Here is an 18,013-nt window from a genome sequence, read left to right on the forward strand (position 1 = left end):
AAGTAGAGACGCCTTTCATATTCAGTGGCCCGGCATTTCGGTGCGGTTGCCGTTGTTCAGCAACTACACAGCGAGCGTGGAGTATGGGTATACCCGATGGCATCGACCATTTCGATCTATTGATGCAAGACGATTGCAAGGCGGCCACGCGATCCCGTTTCCCAGCCGTATCCGCCGGGTAAGGACGTACTCACATCAACCTCACAGGTCGCGTGAGGTGTTTGCGCAGCCTGACCGCTCCGTCTCGTGCCCCGAAAACAGCTCGAATGAACGGATCAGCCACGAAGCGCGACGGGCCGCCCGAAGCGGGCCGCCACCCCCGGCGAGAACAGCGCGCGCAACGGCGGCCCCACCGGCACCACTCCACTGGCGGGCACCAGATCGTCGGTCAGCTCGATTACGTCGGCCTGCCGCAGCGGCCACGTCGGGTGTTCGTTGGGCACCCACCAGGTCCGGCCGGCCTTGCGGGTGTGCGCGCCCCAGCGTGCGGTCAGCCACACCTCCAACGGTGTCGGCGCGACGGGTTCACCGATCGCCACCGTCGCGAGGGTGCGCAGGCCGCGCTCCGGCCACCGGCGCGTGCCCGAGTAGGTGATCCGGTCACCGGTGCGGGTGACGCGCAGCTTGGCCCAGGTGTAGGGCACCCCCATGCCGAGCCGCGTCGCCCCGACGACCGCCAGCCGCGCCGTCTCCAGCGACCGGAACAGCACCCCGTGCCGGCCGGCGGCGTCCACCGAATACAGCCGCACGTTGGTTTCGGCGAAGGCCCCGAAGTAAGGCAACGGCACTCCGCCGGCGACGGCCGAGCGGTGCATGACGAACGGCACCAGGCCGACGTACGTCAGCCCGTCGGAGAAGATGTCCGGCGCGGTGCCGGGCGGGTACAGGTGCGCGACGCTCCCCGGGTCGACGGGCCAGTGCAGGAACGTGAGGTCGCCCCAGAACTGTTCGACCCACACCGGCGGCCGCAGCGGCGGTGCGTCGACCAGGAACCCGTCCACCGTGGTCAGTCACTGAGCGCGGGGATGACCTCGCGCTCGAACGCCTCGATGCTCGATCTGTCGTACGCGGCCTCCGGGAAATAGATGATCGCGTACTCGCAGCCGACGTCCTTCATTTTCCGGAGCCGCTCCACGACCTGTTCCGCTGTGCCACAGTCTGATTCGGCTGACGTCATGCTCGCCAGCATCGCGTCGACCGCAGCCTCGTTCGCGACGGTGACCTGACGATCCCGGATGCGCGCGATGCGGGACGTGACGTCGGCGTCGGACTCCCCGATCACCACATTGAAGTTGGCCGAGCGGACGATGCCGTCGTAGTCGGTGCCGACCTCACGGCAATGCTGTTGCAGCACTCCGGATTTGTGCGCGAAGCCGGCGGGCTCGGACGTGAAGTTGGTGTACTGCGCGTACTTCGCGGCAATCTTGAGCGTCACCTTCTCGCCGCCGCCGGCGATCCACAGCGGGATGCCGCCCGCCTGCAACGGCCTGGGCTGCACGATCGCCCCGTCGACCTGGTAGTGCTTGCCGTCGAAGCTCACCACCCCGTCACGCCAGGCGGTGCGCATGATCTGGACGCCTTCGTCGAGCCGGGCCAGCCGCACGCCGGCCGACGGGAAGCCGTAACCGTAAGCGCGCCATTCGTGTTCGTACCAGCCGCCACCGATGCCCATCTGGACCCGGCCGCCGGAGATGATGTCGGTGGTTGCCGCGACCTTCGCCAGGTACGCGGGGTTGCGGTAGCTGATCGCGGTACACATCTGGCCGAGTTTGATCCGCGAGGTCGTCGCCGCATAGGCCGCCATCAACGTCCACGCCTCATGCGTGGCCTCCGCGGTCGGCATCGGCACGGTGTGGAAGTGGTCGTAGACCCACAGCGAATCCCAGGGCCCGGCGTCGGCGTACGCGGCCAGATCGCGCATCACCTGCCACTGGTCCTGCGGGGCGATCCCCACCAGATCGAGACGCCAACCTTGCGGGATGAACAATCCAAAGCGCATGGTCCCGACTTTAGGACGGCTTCGCCGCGTGCGCTCCTGAACCCGACTGCCCCACGAAACTGCGTCGGGAACCGTCGCGTCCCGGGCTTAGGCTGAAAACCATGGCACCAGAATTGCGCGTCGATCCGCAGGTCCTGACTGCCGCGGCGAGCACCATGACGTCGTGCGGCTCCGCCGTCGGCGCAGCCAAGCCGGGAGAAGCCCTGAACGCGGCCGCGGCCGGCATGTCCGGGCTCGCTTCCGGCGCCGCCTGCCAGCGCGTCGGCCCGCTACTGAACACCGACTGCCAGAACCTGGGCAAGGCCATCACGGCCTTCGCCGACTCGTTGAGTACCGCGGCCACGAAATACCAGAGCACCGACGCCGCGGGGGGCGACGCCATCGGCAAGACGATGCCGGGGCGCTGATCAGCCCGGCAGGCGGTTGTTGATCCGCAGGCCCGCGAACAGCGCCAGGACCAGCACGAAGAAACCGACGCGCGTCCAGCTGCCGCTGGCGTCGCCGCGGATGGTCTGGTAGCCGATCTGCTGCTGCAGGTTGGCGTACACCCGGGTGAGCTGGTCGAGGGTCTCGGCGCGGAACGACTCGCCGCCGGTCAGCTTCGCGATCTTCTGCAGCGACAGGTCATCGGTCGGGACCGGCACTTCCTGGCCCTCGTAGGTGATGACACCCGACGGCGTACCGAACGAGATGGTCGAGATCACGACGTCCTGGTCCTTGGCCGCCCGGGCGGCTGTCAGTGCGCCGCGCGGGTCGTTCGGGTCCGCCGGCACGGTTTCCTTGCCGTCCGACATCAGCACGATGTGGGCGGGCGGCGGACCGTCACCACCGCCCATGACCGCATCGAGGGTGGCGATGGCCTGCAGCGCGGTGAAGATGCCTTCGCCGGTCGCGGTGCGCGGGGACGGCTCCAGGGTGTCGATGGTCCGCGCCACGACGTCGTGGTCGCTGGTCGGCGCCACCAGCATCGTTGCGCTGGACGAGAATTGCACGAGGCCGACGCTGATCCCGTCGGTCAGGCCCTTGACGAACGTCTTACCGGCGCTCTTCGCCGCCTCGATGCGGCTGGGCTTCACGTCGGTGGCGATCATCGATTCGGAGACGTCGATGACGAGCATGACGACGGCGCGGTTGCGCGGAATCCGGATGTCGTGGGTCGGTCCGGCCATCGCGGTGGTGAGCAGCACCAGGGAGATCACCAGCAGCACCGCGGGCACGTGCCGCCACCGTGAGCGCGTCTTCGGGCGGGCCGCGACGACCTGCTCCAGCAGTTCGGTGTTGGCGAACCGCAGCACACGCTTGCGACGGGCCTTGCGCAGCAGCAGATAGATCGCGACGGCGCCGACGACGGCGATCAGGTACAGGAAGAACCAGGCACTCGAGAACCCGGACAGCGTCAGTGGCCCGATAAAGGGGATCTCCAACAGGCACTCTCCGTTTGCGTTCGGCGTCGATCACTCAGACCGATATGCGGCAATCGTACCGACGCGCACGAGTGCGGCACCGGATGCGGCCGGTTCCGGATCCGATCGGCCCGTCAGTCCGGCAGCCCGAGCGCGGCCATGGCGCCGTCGACCGTCGCCCGCCTCAGCTGGTCGGCCGGCACGTCCGGGAACTGCAGGCAGCAGTCCTGGAGACCACCGAACGCGATGACGGCCCGGGTGGACTGTTCGAGGGTGGGCCGACGCCCGAAGACCAGCTTGCCCAGCCGCTCGCGCCACGCCAGCATGCTGTCGATCAGTCCCAGGTCGGCGAGCGTCGTCAGATCGGTGACGATGAGCAGCAGGTCGGCCCGGTGCCGGTAGTGGAAGTCGAAGTAGCCCTGCAGCAGCTCGCGTGGCGTGGCCCGGGCCGCGCCGCGCAGTCGTTCCTGCGCGGCCACGAACTCCTCACCCTCGTCGATCAACGGCTGCAGGATGCTGCGCACCAGGTCCTCGCGCGAGCTGAAGTGGTAGTAGAGCGCGGGTTTACTGATACCGAGCCGATCGGCGATGTCCTGCAGGCTGGTCCGCTGCACGCCCTTCTGACTGAATAGCTCGCGCGCCACATCTTGGATGCGCACGCGGGTGTCGGACGGGGTTCTCGCCACGTAGCCACCCTAACTTACTTAACGGGCGGTAAGCTGACCGGACATCCACTTACCGACCGTTAAGTAAACGGGGAGGAATCCATGAAGGTGCTCATCTCCGGCGCCAGCATCGCCGGCCCGGTCCTGGCCTACTGGCTGTCCCGCAATGGATTCGCCGTGACGGTGGTCGAACGCGCGCCGGCCCTGCGCAAGACCGGCGGCCACGCCGTCGACCTCTTCCGCCCCGCCATGGAGATCTCCGAACGCATGGGTGTGTTGGGCCGCATCGAGTCCCGCGCCACCGGGACCACGGCCCTCACCCTGAACCGTCCGCCCAGCAACCGGTGGACCCACATCGACTACGTCAAACTCATCGGGGCAATGTCCGACCGCCACATCGAGATCATGCGAGACGACCTCGGCCAGGCGTACTACGACGCCGTCTGCGACGACGCCGAGTTCCGCTTCGGCGACCAGATCACGTCCATCACCGACGACGGCGAGGTGACGTTCGAGCGCGGCGCCCCGGAGCGCTACGACCTGGTGATCGGGGCCGACGGCCTGCACTCCGGGGTTCGGCAGCTGGCCTTCGGTGACCAGGCCCGGGAGGTGTTTCTCGGCGGTTATCTGGCGGTGGTATCGGTGCCGAAAATGCTTGCGCCCAAAGGTGAGATGAGCGGATACCTGGCGCCACGGAAGATCGCCATGGTGTACAGCGCCGACCACCTCGAGGATGCCCGGGCAGTGTTCATGTTCCGGACCGACCAGCCGCTGGACTACCACTACCGCGATATCGCCGCTCAGCAGCGCCACCTGCGCACGGCGTTCGAGGGCGTGGGTCCCGAGGTCGACCATTGGCTACAGGAGCTCGACAACACCCCGGCGTTCTACTTCGACGCCATCACCCAACTGGAGATGAGTACCTGGTCGCGGGGACGGATCACGCTGGTCGGGGACGCGGGGTACTGCCCCGGGCCGGCTGTCGGCGGGAGCACGAGTTTGGCGGTGTACGGCGCGTACGTCCTGGCGCATTCCTTGGCGGCGGCCCGCGGCGATCACACGGCCGCGTTCGCCGCCTACGAGCGGACGATGGCCGCGCCGGTGGCCGGCAGCCGCACCATGGCGCGCGTCAACGCCAAGACCATCGTGCCCGGATCTGATTGGGGCGCAAGGACGCTCCTCGGCGTCGGGCGGACCATATCGGTGTTGCCGCGTGGCCTGACCGGCCGGCTGGCCCGGCTCAACGCCAAGGGCGTGCGGCTCTACGACACCATGCCGCTGCCCGACTGACGTCTTCGCGTGTGGCCGAAGCCGCTGCGGTGTCACCCATTTTCGCTACGTTGGGTTCATGGCCCTTTCCAAAGATGAACGCGAACAATTTCTGGCCGAACCACACATCGGGGCACTGTCCGTCAACGCCGGGCCGGACCGCGGTCCCCTGACGCTGCCGATCTGGTACCAGTACACCCCCGGCGGCAAATTGTGGCTGCTGACAGGTCTCGGCTCCCGTAAACACAAGCTGATCGAGGCGGCCGGGCACGTGTCGCTGATGGCCGAGCGGCTGGAGCCGTCGGTCCGTTACGTCGCGGTCGACGGTCCGGTGCTCAGCATCGAGACAGGCACCGACGAGCAACTGGTCGAGATGGCCGAACGGTATCTCGGTAAGGAGAAGGCCCCGGCCTACCTCGAGATGGCGCGGCGCGAGCACGGCCCCAGCGTGACCGTCACCGTCGACCCGAAGCACTGGCTGTCCGCCGACCTAGGGTCGATGTGATGCCATGTCGTCCCGACGACGCTTGTTCCGGGTCTTCTACCGGCTCGGCTTCACCCCGTGGGACGGGCATCCCCTAGCCACCAGCCTGCGGGAGCTGGTCGAGGGCGACGGTGCCCTGACCCCGGGCACCGCGCTCGACATCGGTTGCGGTACCGGCGACAACGCGTTGTACCTCGCCGGGCTCGGCTGGGACGTCACCGGCATCGACTACGTCGCGACGGCGGTCCAGAAGGCGCGCGCCAAGGCCGCCAAGCAGAACGGCTCGGCGCCGGGCTCGGTACGGTTCGACCAGGCCGACGCCACCCGGCTCACCGGCCAGGGCATCGGCGCGGATTTCAACCTGATCGTCGACAACGGGTGCCTGCACGGCATGAGCGCCGACGACCGCGACGCCTACGTAGGCGAGGTGACGGCGGTCGCGGCGCCGGACGCGCGCCTGCTCATCGTCGCGTTCGTGCCGGGCGCCTCGTTCGGGGTGCCCGGGATCGATCCGACCGAGGTGCAGCGGCGGTTCGCGATCGGGTGGACGCTGCTGGCCAGCGGCGACGAACCGGGACTCGACCACAACGGCAAGAACCCGGCGCGGTACTACCTGTTCGGGCGGCGGCGCACCTGAGCCTGCCGCGGCTACCTCGCGCAAAACTGTCGTTTTCGGCCGAGAGCGGCAGTCTTGCTGCGGGCGCCTAGCCCTTGGGGACTGCTCGCGTAGTCAACTGCTGGGCACTTGACAAGCAATCACCTTGTGCGCGTTGACATTGCGCCTACGCACACAAAGTACGAGTAGACACGTGCGTGGGTTCACAGTCAACGAGGGCCGCACCTTGATCGTGCGGCTACGCACACCAAACCCGACTACACGTGTGCCTGGCCTCAGAGTCAATGGCGGACTGGGCCCGAATCGGTGCCCGCCCGCGCCGGTACGGAGCCGGAACGGGAAGACCGGCCGCCGGGCGTAGCGTGGCCACATGGCCGAACTTTCCGACGATGTGATCGCGTTTCTGTCCGAGGGCACGCGCACCGCGGTGCTGGGCTGGGTCGCCACCGACGGCCGGCCGCTGGCCGCACCCATCTGGTTCGTGGTGGCTGACGGCGAGTTGGTGTTCAACACCGGCAAGGACACCGCCAAAGGGCGGGCGTTGACCCGCGACCCACGGGTGGTGTTGTGCGTCGACGACACGTCCCCGCCCTATGCGTTCGTCCAGGTGCAGGGCGTCGCGGCCATCAGTGAGGATCCCGACGAGCTGCTCGACATCGCCACCCGCACCGGCGGCCGCTACATGGGCGCCGACCGCGCCGAGGAATACGGCCGCCGCAACAGCGTCCCCGGCGAACTCGTCGTCCGGGTCAAACCCACGAAAGTCATTGCCGCATTTGACGTGGCAGATTGAGGAGATCATGACCGACCTGTCCGCATTCGCCGAGTTGTCCGCGCGTGATCACGGGCTGGTTGTGCTGAACACCCTGCGCGGTGACGGCAGCATCCAGTCCTCGGTGGTCAACGCCGGTGTGATGCCGCATCCGACAACCGCGGCACCCGTCGTCGCACTCGTCGCCATCGGGTCCACCCGCAAGCTACGCAACCTCCGCGCGGACCCGCGCACCACGGTCGTCGCGCATGCGGGGTGGCAGTGGCTGACGGTCGAGGGGACGGCGGAAGTCGTCGGCCCTGACGACACCGATCCCGAGACGCTACGAGTGTTGCTGCGCAACGTCTTTACCGCCGCCGGCGGCACCCACGACGACTGGGACACCTATGACCGCGTCATGCGGGACGAGGGTCGCGCCGCGGTGCTGATCACGCCGACACGGGTGTACTCGAACCCCGCGCGCTGAGCCCGGGCCGGCCGGTTGCCGGGGACGCCACGCCGGCGATTCAGTTCGGTTGCCTTACTGTCAACCTCCTAGGCAGTCGCCATGAGCCGGCCGCAGATCAGCGCCTCCAACGTTCGTCGCACCCTCTCGGCTGCCCGGTTCAAACTCACTGCGCCAGAGGCCATGCGGCCCGCCCTCAGTCTCATGAAGGGTGCCGATCCGGCGAAGGACGTCAGTGCGGCCAGGCTGGGGCTGTCCCTGCTGTGGTTGGCCGACGACGTCATCGCCGCGGTGAATCGCAAGCTCGAGCGCGGACACGTCATTCCACCGACCGGCGCAGCACGCCGGTGCGCATCACCCCTGAAGGGGAAAAGCTGGTCGCCGAAGCGGTCCCGGTCTTCGAGCAGGCATGCGGCGAACTGGTCGACGTCCTCAGCGAGCGCGACCGCCGGGACCTTCAACGCATCCTCGACAAACTGTGGCTTCACGTGAAGGCGCCCGCAGCTTCGGCCGGGTCGATCTCGTAATCCCTTGGGGCGACAACGAACTCGCTACCACTGGCTCTTGCGGCAGGATCGCACACTCCCCACCGATGCAAAAACCCCCAAATCCCTTGGGATTTGGGGGTTTTGCGACTGTTGGCGCCAGCTGGTGACTAGCTCTCCAGCGAAGCCGGCGGCAGGAAGCGATCGCCGTACTTGGCGGCCAGTTCCTTGGCACGGGCCACGAAGGCCTCCTTGCCGACACCGAGCTCGCCCTGGTAGCCGACGATGAACTGCGCCGAACCACCGGTGTACGGCGGGAAGCCGATACCCATGATCGAGCCGATGTTCGCGTCAGCGGTCGAGGTGAGCACGCCCTCGTCGATGCACTTCTGGGTCTCGAGCGCCTCGGCGAACAGCATGCGGTCGATCATGTCCTGCAGCGGGATCGACACCGAGCCGGAGTTGAAGGTCTCCTTCAGACCCGGCCACAGCTGGGTGCGCTTGCCGTCGACGTACTCGTAGAAGCCGGCACCCTTCAGGCGCGACGGACGACCGATCTCGATCATCTTCTCAACGATGGCCTCGCCCGGGTGCGCCACGTAGGTGCCGCCCTCGGCCTCGACGCCCTCCTTGGAAGCCACGGCGATCTTGTGCATGAGCTCGAGGTTCAGCTCATCGCTCAGTTGCAGCGGCGCAGCCGGGTAGCCGGCCTGCGAACCGGCCTGCTCGATGGAAGCCGCAGCGATGCCCTCGCCCAGCATGGCGATGGCCTCTTGCACGAAGGTGCCGATCACGCGCGAGGTGAAGAAGCCACGGCTGTCGTTGACGACGATCGGGGTCTTCTTGATGGCGAGGGTGTAGTCGAACACCCGGGCCAGCGCCTCGTCGGAGGTCTTCTCGCCCTTGATGATCTCCACCAGCGGCATCTTGTCGACCGGCGAGAAGAAGTGGATACCGATGAAGTCCTCCTGGCGCTTCACGCCGGTCGCCAGACCGGTGATCGGCAGCGTGGAGGTGTTCGAGCCGAGCAGCGCGTTCGGCTCGACAATGTCCTCGATCTCCTGGAACACCTTGTGCTTGAGTTCCTGGTTCTCGAACACGGCCTCGATCACGAAGTCGACGCCCTTGAGATCCTGCGGGTCGGCGGTCGGGGTGATCCGGGCCAGCAGCGCGTCGGACTTCTCCTGCGTGGTCTTGCCCCGCTCGAGCGCCTTGGCCTCGATCTTCTCGGAGTAGTTCTTGCCCTTGTCAGCGGCTTCCTGCGTGACGTCCTTGAGGACGACCTCGTAGCCCGCCTTGGCCGACACGTAGGCGATACCGGCGCCCATCATGCCCGCGCCCAGCACACCGATCTTCTTGATGTCCTGCTTGGCGATGCCGTCAGGACGCGAGGCGCCACCGTTGATGGCCTGCAGGTCCAGGAAGAACGCCTGGATCATGTTCTTCGCGGTCTGGCCGGTGACCAGGCTGGTGAAGTAGCGGCTCTCGATGCGCGACGCGGTGTCGAAGTCGACCTGCGCACCCTCGACGGCGGCATCCAGGATGGCGCGCGGCGCGGGCATCGGCGCACCCTTGAGCTGCTTCTTCAGCAGAGCCGGGAACGACGGCAGGATGCCGGCCAGGCCCGGGCTCGACGGGGTGCCACCGGGCATCTTGTAGCCCTTGACGTCCCACGGCTGGGTGTGAGCCTCGGGGTTGGCCTTGATCCACGCCTTGGCGGCGGGGACCAGTTCCTCGACGGTGTCGACGAGCTCGTCGACCAGGCCGACGGCCTGCGCCTTGGCCGGGGTGAAGCGGGTGCCCTGGCTCAGGACCTCCATGAAGGCCTTCTGGATACCGAACATGCGCACGGTGCGGGTGACGCCGCCGCCGCCGGGCAGCAGGCCCAGGGTGACCTCGGGCAGGCCGATCTGGCTGCCGCGCACGTCCGCCGCGATGCGGTGGTGGGTGGCCAGGGCGATCTCCAGGCCACCGCCGAGGGCGGCGCCATTGATGGCGGCGACGACGGGCTTGCCCAGGGTCTCCAGGGCGCGCAGGTCGGCCTTGATGTCCTCGACCATGGCGAACGCCTCGCCGGCGTCGTCCGGGCCGAGACTCATCATGCCCTTGAGGTCACCGCCGGCGAAGAAGGTCTTCTTCGCGCTGGTGATGACGACACCGGTGATGGAATCCTTCTCGGCAAGCAGGCTCTGCACCGCGTAGTGCATCGACTCCTTGTAGTGCTCGTTCATCACGTTGGCCGAACCCGTGGGGTCGTCCATGGTGAGGGTGACGATGCCGTCGGCATCCTTGTCCCACTGAATTGTCTTCTCAGCCATGTTCTTTCAATCTCCCTAGACGCGCTCGATGATGGTGGCCACGCCCATGCCGCCGCCGATACACAGCGTGACGAGGGCACGCTTGGCACCGCGACGCTCCAGCTCGTCGACCATGGTTCCGGTGATCATGGCGCCGGTGGCGCCCAGCGGGTGACCCATCGCGATGGCGCCACCGTTGACGTTCAGCTTCTCGTCCGGGATGTTCAGGTCCTTCTGGAACTTCAGGACGACCGAGGCGAAGGCCTCGTTGATCTCGAACAGGTCGATGTCGTCGACCGTCAGGCCGGCGCGGTCCAGGACCTTCTTGGTGGCCGGGGTCGGGCCGGTCAGCATGATGACCGGGTCGGCACCGCTGGTGGCGGTGGCCACGATGCGGGCACGCGGGGTCAGGTTCTGCGACTTGCCGGCAGCCTCGCTACCGATCAGCACCAGCGCGGCGCCGTCGACGATGCCCGAGCTGTTGCCACCGTGGTGGACGTGGTCGATCTTCTCGACGTAGTGGTACTTCTGCAGCGCCACGTCGTCGAAGCCGCCCATGGCGCCCAGGCCCGCGAACGCGGAGTTCAGCTTGGCCAGGCTTTCCAGGGTGGTGCCCGGACGCATGTGCTCGTCGTGGTCCAGGATGGTCAGGCCGTTCTGGTCCTTGACCGGGATGACCGACTTGGCGAAGTAGCCGCCCGACCACGCTGCGGCGGCCTTCTCCTGCGAGCGCACGGCGTAGGCGTCGACGTCTTCGCGCGAGAAGCCCTCGATGGTGGCGATCAGGTCGGCGCCGATGCCCTGCGGGACGAAGCCGATGCGGTAGTTGGTCTCGGGGTCACCGGCCCACGCGCCGCCGTCCGAACCCATCGGGACGCGGCTCATGGACTCGACACCACCGGCGTACACCAGGTCGTCCCAGCCGGAACGGACCTTCTGGGCGGCCAGGTTCACGGCCTCCAGGCCGGAAGCGCAGAAACGGTTGAGCTGGAAACCACCGGTGGTCTCGGGCAGCTTGGCCACGAGCGCGGCGGTGCGGGCGATGTCGCCGCCCTGGTCACCGACGGGCGAGACGACGCCCATGATGACGTCGCTGATCAGGTTCTCGTCCAGATCGGGATTGCGACGACGCATTTCGTCGATCAGGCCGACAATCAGGTTGACCGGCTTGACCTCGTTCAGTGCACCGTTGCGCTGCTTGCCACGGGGCGTGCGAATGGCCTCATAGATGAAGGCTTCTTCGGACATGTGTTTGCTCCAGGTCCTATTGAGATGGGGTTGTGGGTGCGGCTACCGGCCGGTAGACGGTCCCCTATTCGGAAGCGTAACAGGCCCTCCCAACCAGGTGGTTGGGAGAGTGACCAGACAAACGCAAAAGGCCACTTATTGCACGTTCTCAGCAAGCTGACGTGCAATAAGTGGCCATTACGCCACGGGCTAAGCGACCGCCTCAGCGAGAGTCGGATAGTCGGTGTAGCCAACGGGCCCCGGCGCATAGAACGTCGCCACGTCAGGCTCATTGAGCTCGGCCCCCAGGATCAGTCGGTCGACCAGGTCGGGGTTGGCCAGGAAGGACCGCCCGACCGCCGCGGCACTGATGGCACCCAGGTCGACGAAGCTGTTCAGCTGGCAGAAATCGGTGCCTGACGTCCGTCCCGTATTGAGCACGAAGGTCCCCGACCACAACGCACGGATCGCACCGAACAGACCCTCGGTGGGGTCGATGAGCACGTGTAGGTAGGCGATACCGAGCGGGTCGATCCGGTTCAGCAGAGCCTCGTACGCGCTGAACGCGTCGTCCTCACGCATGTCGCCGGCGGGGTTTCCGGGAGATATCCGCAACCCCACCCGCCCGGCTCCGACCTCGGCCACGACCGCTTCGACGACCTCGGCGATCAGCCGGGCCCGGTTCTCCGGAGATCCGCCATACGCGTCGGTGCGCTGGTTGACCACATCGGACGCGAACTGGTGCAACAGGTAACCGTTGGCGCCGTGAATCTCCACGCCGTCCATCCCGGCGTCGATCGCGCGGCGCGCGGCGGCACGGAAGTCGGCGACAATCCCGGGGATCTCCTCGATGTCGAGCGCCCGTGGGATCTCCAGCGGCTTCTTGCCCGTGGGCGTGTGGGTGACCATGTCGGCGGCGATGGCCGACGGCGCGACCGGCTTGGCACCGCTGATCTCCGAATGCGCCATGCGACCGACGTGCCACAGCTGCACGAACATCTTTCCGCCGGCATCGTGTACGGCCTGCGCGATCTGTGCCCACTTGGCCTGCTGCCCGTCGGTGTATATGCCGGGGGTGTTCATGTAGGCGCCGTTGGCGCCCCGCGAGACGGCAGTGGCCTCGGAGATGATGAGCCCCGCGGCGGCGCGCTGCGAGTAGTACTCGGCCGCCAAGTCCGACGGTGTGCCGTCGGCGTCGGCCCGCGACCGGGTCAGCGGCGCCATGAACAGACGGTTGGCGGCCGGCGTGTCACCGACCTGAACGGGCTTGAGCAGTGCGGCGTCGGCGGAAAGGCGGAAGGGAGCGGCAGTCACGAAGTGGGCAACCGCGGCACCGCACCGGTTCATTCCCGGCCGACATAGCGTCGAATGTTGGGTTGTGGTCGAGAATTCGCGAGATTCTCGACCACAAGCCAACTCTCGGTGGGGCTAGGCGACGGCCTTGACGAACTCCGCGACCTCACCGACTGCGCGACGGGCGTCGGGGTTCGAGAAGGCGAAGGCCTGGAAGACATGCACGGCGCGGTCGAAGATTTGCAGCCGCACCGGCACCCCGGCCTCGGCGAGACGCTCGGCCAGCAGCTCCGAGTCGGGCCGCAGCGCCTCTTCCGAACCCACCTGCAGCAGGAACGGGCCGAGGCCGCGCAGGTCGGCGTCGACCGGAGACGGGGTCGCTTCGCGCCCGCCGTTACGCAGCAGAAAGACCTCATTGATCATCCGGAGGAAGTCGACCGGGAACATGGCGTCCGGAACGCGCGCGGCTGCTTCGTATTTCGGCGTCATGTCACTGTCGGTGGCAGCGGAGAGAAGCACACACCCGGCAGGCGGCGCCATGCCCAGGTCGCGCACCGTCACGGCCGTCATGGCCGCGATGAAGCCGCCGGCCGAGTCACCGGCCAGCACGATGTTCTCGGGCTTCACCCCCTGCGCCAGGACGTAGCGATAGGCGTCGACACCGTCCTCGACCGCGTCCTCGACGAGGTTGCGCGGGCACAGCCGGTACCCGACGCTCAGGGCCCGTGCGTGGCTGTCGCGCGCGATGTGGCTCACCAGCGGGCGGTGACTGTTGATGCCCAGCGCGATGAAGGCCGAGCCGTGGAAGTAGATGATGACGCGGCCGTCGACCGGCGGGGTGGTCTCGCTCCAGACCCATTCGGCCGGACAGTTCGGCAGCTCGACCTTTTCGGTGCGCGACCCACGGACCGCGGGCATCCAGTTCGTCACCCGCTCAGAACCGTCGTAGGCGCGGTCCAGCAGAACCTGCGGGAACCGCTTGTTGATGGCCAGCATGAGCTTGGTCAGCAGGAACAGCAGCGGCTTCACGGCCCGCAGCAGGTAGGACTCGGCGACGGAGTGCCAGTTGGCCTTGCCCATCCATTCGGGGCCGGCGTATGTGACGGGCTCGGGCACCGAGTTCTCGGCCGGGTCGTCGATCCGTTCGGCACTGGTCATCGGGACTCCTTTTGCGACGTTGCTGCACCAAGACTAGATCAGCTAAGCAAAACCGGCTCAGGCTCGACGTGCTGAGATCGACCCGGCACGGCACGATAGGCAGGTGTCGGCTCCCCACCATCGCATCCCGTCGGGTGCGCTCGATCGCATCGACACCCTGTTGTCCCGCGTCGACGCCGACCTCGCGGCGCGGTTTCCGGGTGACGGCCCCGCGGCCCAGCCGATCCATACCGTCTACGTCAGCGCGGCCGACGCGACGCCCGATACGCCTGCGCAGTGGGGCCGGGCCGCGCTCGAACTGCTGGACCGGCACCCGGAGGTCTTCGCCGAACTCGGCGACCAGACCACGGTGGCGCTGGTGCGCGACCAGCTCACCGCAGCGCCGATCGCCGACTTGCGGCTGGACTTCGAGGATGGCTACGGCCACCGCGGCGACGGCGTGGAGGATCGTGATGCGGCGCGGGCGGCGGTGACGCTGCCCGCACTCGGGTTGCGCCACAGCGGGATTCGGATCAAAGGCCTGACCACCGCGGAGCGGCGCCGGGCCCTGCGCACCCTCGAGTTGGTGCTGGACGCCGGCGCTGTCGACGGATTCGTCTTCACCGTGCCGAAACTGCGTGCGGCCGAACAGGTCACCGCGGCGGTCTGGGTGTGCGAGGCATTGGAGGCCGCGCACGGTCTGGCCGATCACACCCTGCGCTTCGAGTTGCAGATCGAGAGCCCACAGGCGGTACTCGGACCCGACGGGACGGCCACCCTCGCCCGCGCGATCCACCTGGCCGATCGTCGGTGCAGCGGATTACATTACGGCACATACGATTACAGCGCCGCCTGCGGGATCGCACCGCAACATCAGGCACTTGATCATCCCGTGGCCGACCACGCCAAAGCGGTGATGCAGGCCGCCGCCGCGCAAACCGGCGTCTGGCTCGCGGACGGCTCGACGCAGGTGGCCCCGATCGGCACCGAAGAACAAGTGGTGCAGGCGATCCGGCGCCACCATCGGCTCGTCACCCGGTCCCTCGAGCGCGGTTTCTACCAGGGATGGGACATGCACCCCGGCCACCTGGTGACGCGGTGGCTGGCGACCTTCACCTTCTTCCGGGCCGCCATGGCCGCCGCGGCGCCACGACTGCAGGCCTATCTGAACCGCACCGGCGGCCCGATCGTCGACGAACCCGCGACAGCCGAGGCGTTGGCGGCCGTGGTGCTGCGCGGGCTGGATTGCGGCGCATTCGGCGCCGACGACGTCCTCGCGGTCGCACCCGGCGCCACCGTCGAAGTACTACGAAACCTCAAGAACCGGAAGCTGTCATGACTGAATCACTGCCCGACTTCACCTGGCTGCCGGATCTCGCGCTACGGAGCCTCGGCGGCGCGGTGATCTGGGCGAACGACGAGGTGTTCGCGGAGAAAGAGAACCTCATCTCCCCCGGCCCGTCGCAATATCGGCCGGCATCGTTCGGGCACAAAGGGCAGATCTACGACGGCTGGGAGACCCGGCGACGGCGCGACGCCGGCCACGACACGGCAATCGTGCGACTCGGTGTGCCGGGTGTCATCCGTGGCGTGGTGGTCGACACCGCATGGTTCAAGGGCAACTACCCGCCGGCCGTCTCCGTCGACGCCATCGAGGTCGACGGCTACCCGACAGCCGAACAGCTGGCGGCCGACCCCGGCTGGGTACCGCTCATCGAACGCTCCCGCGTGTATGGAGACACCCGCAACAACTTCGAGGTCTCCTCGGAGCAGCGCTGGACGCACGTGCGCCTCAACATCTTTCCCGACGGCGGGGTGGCGCGGCTGCGTGTGCACGGAGAAGGCCGGCCGGACAAGCGATTCTTCGGCGTCGGCCCCGTGGACCTGGCGGCGCTCGAGAACGGCGGTCTGGTGCTCGACGCCTCGAACCGCTTCTACAGCTCGCCGCAGAATCTGATCTTCCCCGGACAAGCACAGGTGATGGGCGATGGCTGGGAAACCGCCCGCCGTCGTGACGACGCCAACGACTGGGTCCGCATCCGGTTGGCCGGACCGGGCCGGGTGCGGCTCGCCGAGATCGACACGTCGTACTTCATCGGGAACAGCCCCGGGGCGGCGGCACTGACCGCGCTGCGCGCCGACGGCCAGTGGATCGACCTGCTGCCCCACACCGAACTACTGCCCGACACCCGGCACCGCTTCCTCGTCGACGTCGGTGACGTGGTGTCCGAGGCACGACTGGACATCTACCCAGACGGGGGGCTGGCCCGGTTGCGGCTGTTCGGGGAACTCGCGTGAGCTACCCACGCGACCTGGTGGGCTACGGCCGCACCCCGCCGGACCCGCAGTGGCCCGGGGGTGCAGCCGTCGCCGTGCAGTTCGTCCTCAATTACGAAGAGGGCGGCGAGAACAACGTGCTCGACGGGGATCCGGCCTCGGAGACCTTTCTGTCCGAGATCACCCCGGCCGACGCGTTCCCCAATCGGCACATGAGCATGGAGTCGCTCTATGAGTACGGCTCGCGCGCCGGATTGTGGCGGATATTGAGGCTTTTCGAGCGCCGGGATATACCGCTGACCATCTTCGCGGTGGCGCGGGCATTGCAGCGCAACCCGGAGGCGCTGGCCGCTTTCGGTGAGCTCGGACACGAGATCGCCTGTCACGGCCTGCAGTGGAAGTCCTACCAGCTGACCGATCGCGACACCGAACGCGAACACATGGCCGAGGCGGTACGGATCCTGACCGAGCTCACCGGTGCCGCGCCGCTGGGCTGGTACACCGGCCGGGACTCACCGCACACCCGGGAGCTGGTGGTCGAACACGGCGGGTTCGTCTACGACTCGGACTCCTACGCCGACGATCTGCCGTACTGGGTGCGGGTGGCCGAGACCGACCATCTCGTGGTGCCGTACACCCTGGACACCAACGACATGCGCTTCGCTTCTCCCGCAGGCTTTTCCAACGGCGAGGAGTTCTTCGCCCATCTGCGGGACGCGTTCGACGTCCTCTACGCCGAAGGTCTGGGCGGCAGCCCGAAGATGCTGTCGGTCGGGCTGCACTGCCGCCTGGTCGGCCGACCGGCGCGCAGTGCCGCGCTGGAACGATTCCTCGACCACGTGCAGTCGCACGACCGGGTGTGGCTGGCCCGGCGCATCGACATCGCCGAGCATTGGCGTGCCGTGCACCCGGCCCGCTAGCCCTCGCGCCGCACGGTGTACTGCTTGGCCGGCGGCGTCGCGAACTCGCCGCGTTTCGCGGTGCGCAGCCCCATCCGCACCAGCGCCTGCACCGTCAGGGTCGCGGCACTCACGCCGTCGACCACCGGTACCCCGAGCTCCGTCGAGATCGCCGCACACATGTCAGCCATGCCCGCGCAGCCGAGGACGATGACGTCGGAGCCGTCGGTCTCCAGCGCCTCCCGGCACGCCTCGGTGATGACCTTGCGTGCCGTCGGGTCGCTTTCCAGATCCAGCACCGGAATGTCGCAGGCGTGAATGCCCAAGCAGAACCGTTGCATCCCATAGTGTTCCGCCAGATCGGCGGCCCGGCCCATGGTGCGCGACAACGTCGTCACCACTGAGAAGCCCCGGCCCAGGTGACTGGCGGTGTGCATGGCGGCCTCGGCGATGCCGATGACCGGCCCGGCCGCGACCTCCCGCGCCGCGTCCAGTCCCGGATCTCCGAAGCACGCGATCACGTACCCATCAGCCCCGGATTCCTCACCGCGGCGGATCGCCGCGATCAGACCCGGCACGCTCATGGCCTCGTCGTAGTGGCTTTCGATCGAGGGTGGACCGTATTCGGACGTCACGGCAACGATGTCGACGCCGGGGTCGGCCACTGCCTGTGCGCAGCGGCCGATCCCGGCGGTCATCGATTCTGTGGTGTTGGGGTTGATGACCCAAATCCGGCTCATCCCAA

The 18,013-nt window shown here is 67.6% G+C and carries 19 protein-coding genes; 10 read left to right on the forward strand and 9 right to left on the reverse strand.

Features of this window, described 5'->3' with window-relative positions:
* Positions 1-275: 275 nt before the first annotated feature.
* Positions 276-1,001: a YqjF family protein gene (locus QRN63_RS28540; RefSeq protein ID WP_285034465.1), complete on the reverse strand. Its 726-nt coding sequence runs from the start codon at positions 999-1,001 to the stop codon at positions 276-278.
* 5 nt (positions 1,002-1,006) lie between these two features.
* A complete protein-coding gene (locus QRN63_RS28545; RefSeq protein WP_285034466.1) occupies positions 1,007-1,999 on the reverse strand; it encodes an LLM class F420-dependent oxidoreductase in 993 nt (330 codons plus the stop codon).
* A gap of 101 nt (positions 2,000-2,100) precedes the next feature.
* Between QRN63_RS28545 and QRN63_RS28550 the strand changes: the two genes are divergently transcribed.
* The gene (locus QRN63_RS28550) at positions 2,101-2,406 is read left to right on the forward strand and encodes a type VII secretion target (protein ID WP_285034467.1); all 306 of its coding nucleotides are present in this window, start codon (positions 2,101-2,103) and stop codon (positions 2,404-2,406) included.
* Here QRN63_RS28550 and QRN63_RS28555 read toward each other — a convergent pair whose 3' ends face one another.
* Entirely contained in the window at positions 2,407-3,423 is a 1,017-nt protein-coding gene (locus QRN63_RS28555) for a VWA domain-containing protein (RefSeq protein ID WP_267315791.1), read from the reverse strand.
* Positions 3,424-3,536: 113 nt separating this feature from the next.
* A complete protein-coding gene (locus QRN63_RS28560) occupies positions 3,537-4,088 on the reverse strand; it encodes a TetR/AcrR family transcriptional regulator (protein WP_267315792.1) in 552 nt (183 codons plus the stop codon).
* 81 nt (positions 4,089-4,169) lie between these two features.
* Here QRN63_RS28560 and QRN63_RS28565 point away from each other — a divergent pair, with 81 nt between their 5' ends.
* From QRN63_RS28565 to QRN63_RS28590, 6 genes are all read left to right on the forward strand, one after another.
* Positions 4,170-5,357 (forward strand): FAD-dependent monooxygenase, encoded by a 1,188-nt coding sequence (locus QRN63_RS28565; protein WP_285034468.1) that lies wholly within the window; start codon positions 4,170-4,172, stop codon positions 5,355-5,357.
* Positions 5,358-5,415: 58 nt separating this feature from the next.
* On the forward strand, positions 5,416-5,841 hold the full coding sequence (locus tag QRN63_RS28570; RefSeq protein WP_267315794.1) for a pyridoxamine 5'-phosphate oxidase family protein: 426 nt from the start codon (positions 5,416-5,418) through the stop codon (positions 5,839-5,841).
* Positions 5,842-5,845: 4 nt separating this feature from the next.
* On the forward strand, positions 5,846-6,457 hold the full coding sequence (locus QRN63_RS28575) for a class I SAM-dependent methyltransferase (RefSeq protein WP_285034469.1): 612 nt from the start codon (positions 5,846-5,848) through the stop codon (positions 6,455-6,457).
* Positions 6,458-6,806: 349 nt separating this feature from the next.
* Positions 6,807-7,229 (forward strand): PPOX class F420-dependent oxidoreductase, encoded by a 423-nt coding sequence (locus QRN63_RS28580; protein ID WP_267315796.1) that lies wholly within the window; start codon positions 6,807-6,809, stop codon positions 7,227-7,229.
* 7 nt (positions 7,230-7,236) lie between these two features.
* Positions 7,237-7,674, forward strand: a complete 438-nt coding sequence (locus QRN63_RS28585) for a TIGR03618 family F420-dependent PPOX class oxidoreductase (protein ID WP_285034470.1) — start codon at positions 7,237-7,239, stop codon at positions 7,672-7,674.
* Between the two features lie 326 nt (positions 7,675-8,000).
* Positions 8,001-8,180, forward strand: a complete 180-nt coding sequence (locus tag QRN63_RS28590) for a winged helix DNA-binding protein (protein WP_285034471.1) — start codon at positions 8,001-8,003, stop codon at positions 8,178-8,180.
* A 128-nt stretch (positions 8,181-8,308) separates the two neighbouring features.
* Here the strand turns inward: QRN63_RS28590 and QRN63_RS28595 are convergent, their stop codons facing one another.
* From QRN63_RS28595 to QRN63_RS28610, 4 genes are all read right to left on the reverse strand, one after another.
* Positions 8,309-10,456 (reverse strand): 3-hydroxyacyl-CoA dehydrogenase NAD-binding domain-containing protein, encoded by a 2,148-nt coding sequence (locus QRN63_RS28595; RefSeq protein ID WP_267315799.1) that lies wholly within the window; start codon positions 10,454-10,456, stop codon positions 8,309-8,311.
* A 15-nt stretch (positions 10,457-10,471) separates the two neighbouring features.
* Positions 10,472-11,683 (reverse strand): acetyl-CoA C-acetyltransferase, encoded by a 1,212-nt coding sequence (locus QRN63_RS28600; protein ID WP_138247897.1) that lies wholly within the window; start codon positions 11,681-11,683, stop codon positions 10,472-10,474.
* Positions 11,684-11,872: 189 nt separating this feature from the next.
* Complete coding sequence (locus tag QRN63_RS28605) at positions 11,873-13,009, reverse strand: alkene reductase (protein ID WP_285034472.1); 1,137 nt, start codon at positions 13,007-13,009, stop codon at positions 11,873-11,875.
* Between the two features lie 81 nt (positions 13,010-13,090).
* Entirely contained in the window at positions 13,091-14,113 is a 1,023-nt protein-coding gene (locus QRN63_RS28610; protein WP_267315800.1) for an alpha/beta hydrolase, read from the reverse strand.
* Between the two features lie 103 nt (positions 14,114-14,216).
* Between QRN63_RS28610 and QRN63_RS28615 the strand changes: the two genes are divergently transcribed.
* The 3 genes from QRN63_RS28615 to puuE are packed head-to-tail and all read left to right on the forward strand — an operon-like array spanning position 14,217 to position 17,289.
* Positions 14,217-15,431 carry a DUF6986 family protein gene (locus tag QRN63_RS28615; protein ID WP_285034473.1) on the forward strand — a complete coding sequence of 405 codons (1,215 nt, stop codon included), beginning with the start codon at positions 14,217-14,219 and terminating at the stop codon, positions 15,429-15,431.
* On the forward strand, positions 15,428-16,390 hold the full coding sequence (gene alc / locus QRN63_RS28620; RefSeq protein WP_285034474.1) for an allantoicase: 963 nt from the start codon (positions 15,428-15,430) through the stop codon (positions 16,388-16,390). Before QRN63_RS28615 ends, alc begins: the two co-directional genes overlap by 4 nt.
* Complete coding sequence (gene puuE / locus QRN63_RS28625) at positions 16,387-17,289, forward strand: allantoinase PuuE (protein WP_285034475.1); 903 nt, start codon at positions 16,387-16,389, stop codon at positions 17,287-17,289. Before alc ends, puuE begins: the two co-directional genes overlap by 4 nt.
* On the opposite strand, the gene QRN63_RS28630 is transcribed toward puuE, so the two are convergent.
* Positions 17,286-18,008: an aspartate/glutamate racemase family protein gene (locus QRN63_RS28630; RefSeq protein WP_285034476.1), complete on the reverse strand. Its 723-nt coding sequence runs from the start codon at positions 18,006-18,008 to the stop codon at positions 17,286-17,288. The genes puuE and QRN63_RS28630 overlap by 4 nt on opposite strands.
* Between the last annotated feature and the right edge of the window lie 5 nt (positions 18,009-18,013).

The organism is Mycolicibacterium sp. lyk4-40-TYG-92 (genome assembly GCF_030209435.1).
Taxonomy (GTDB): Bacteria; Actinomycetota; Actinomycetes; order Mycobacteriales; family Mycobacteriaceae; genus Mycobacterium.

Bases quoted from the DNA above. Each gene is read 5' to 3' on its own strand.
- alc (WP_285034474.1), top strand. From the start codon at position 15,428: ATGACTGAATCACTGCCCGACTTCACCTGGCTGCCGGATCTCGCGCTA.
- QRN63_RS28585 (WP_285034470.1), top strand. From the start codon at position 7,237: ATGACCGACCTGTCCGCATTCGCCGAGTTGTCCGCGCGTGATCACGGG.
- QRN63_RS28600 (WP_138247897.1), bottom strand. From the start codon at position 11,683: ATGTCCGAAGAAGCCTTCATCTATGAGGCCATTCGCACGCCCCGTGGC.
- QRN63_RS28565 (WP_285034468.1), top strand. From the start codon at position 4,170: ATGAAGGTGCTCATCTCCGGCGCCAGCATCGCCGGCCCGGTCCTGGCC.
- QRN63_RS28575 (WP_285034469.1), top strand. From the start codon at position 5,846: ATGTCGTCCCGACGACGCTTGTTCCGGGTCTTCTACCGGCTCGGCTTC.
- QRN63_RS28570 (WP_267315794.1), top strand. From the start codon at position 5,416: ATGGCCCTTTCCAAAGATGAACGCGAACAATTTCTGGCCGAACCACAC.
- QRN63_RS28545 (WP_285034466.1), bottom strand. From the start codon at position 1,999: ATGCGCTTTGGATTGTTCATCCCGCAAGGTTGGCGTCTCGATCTGGTG.
- QRN63_RS28580 (WP_267315796.1), top strand. From the start codon at position 6,807: ATGGCCGAACTTTCCGACGATGTGATCGCGTTTCTGTCCGAGGGCACG.
- QRN63_RS28610 (WP_267315800.1), bottom strand. From the start codon at position 14,113: ATGACCAGTGCCGAACGGATCGACGACCCGGCCGAGAACTCGGTGCCC.
- QRN63_RS28595 (WP_267315799.1), bottom strand. From the start codon at position 10,456: ATGGCTGAGAAGACAATTCAGTGGGACAAGGATGCCGACGGCATCGTC.
- QRN63_RS28630 (WP_285034476.1), bottom strand. From the start codon at position 18,008: ATGAGCCGGATTTGGGTCATCAACCCCAACACCACAGAATCGATGACC.
- QRN63_RS28605 (WP_285034472.1), bottom strand. From the start codon at position 13,009: ATGAACCGGTGCGGTGCCGCGGTTGCCCACTTCGTGACTGCCGCTCCC.
- QRN63_RS28550 (WP_285034467.1), top strand. From the start codon at position 2,101: ATGGCACCAGAATTGCGCGTCGATCCGCAGGTCCTGACTGCCGCGGCG.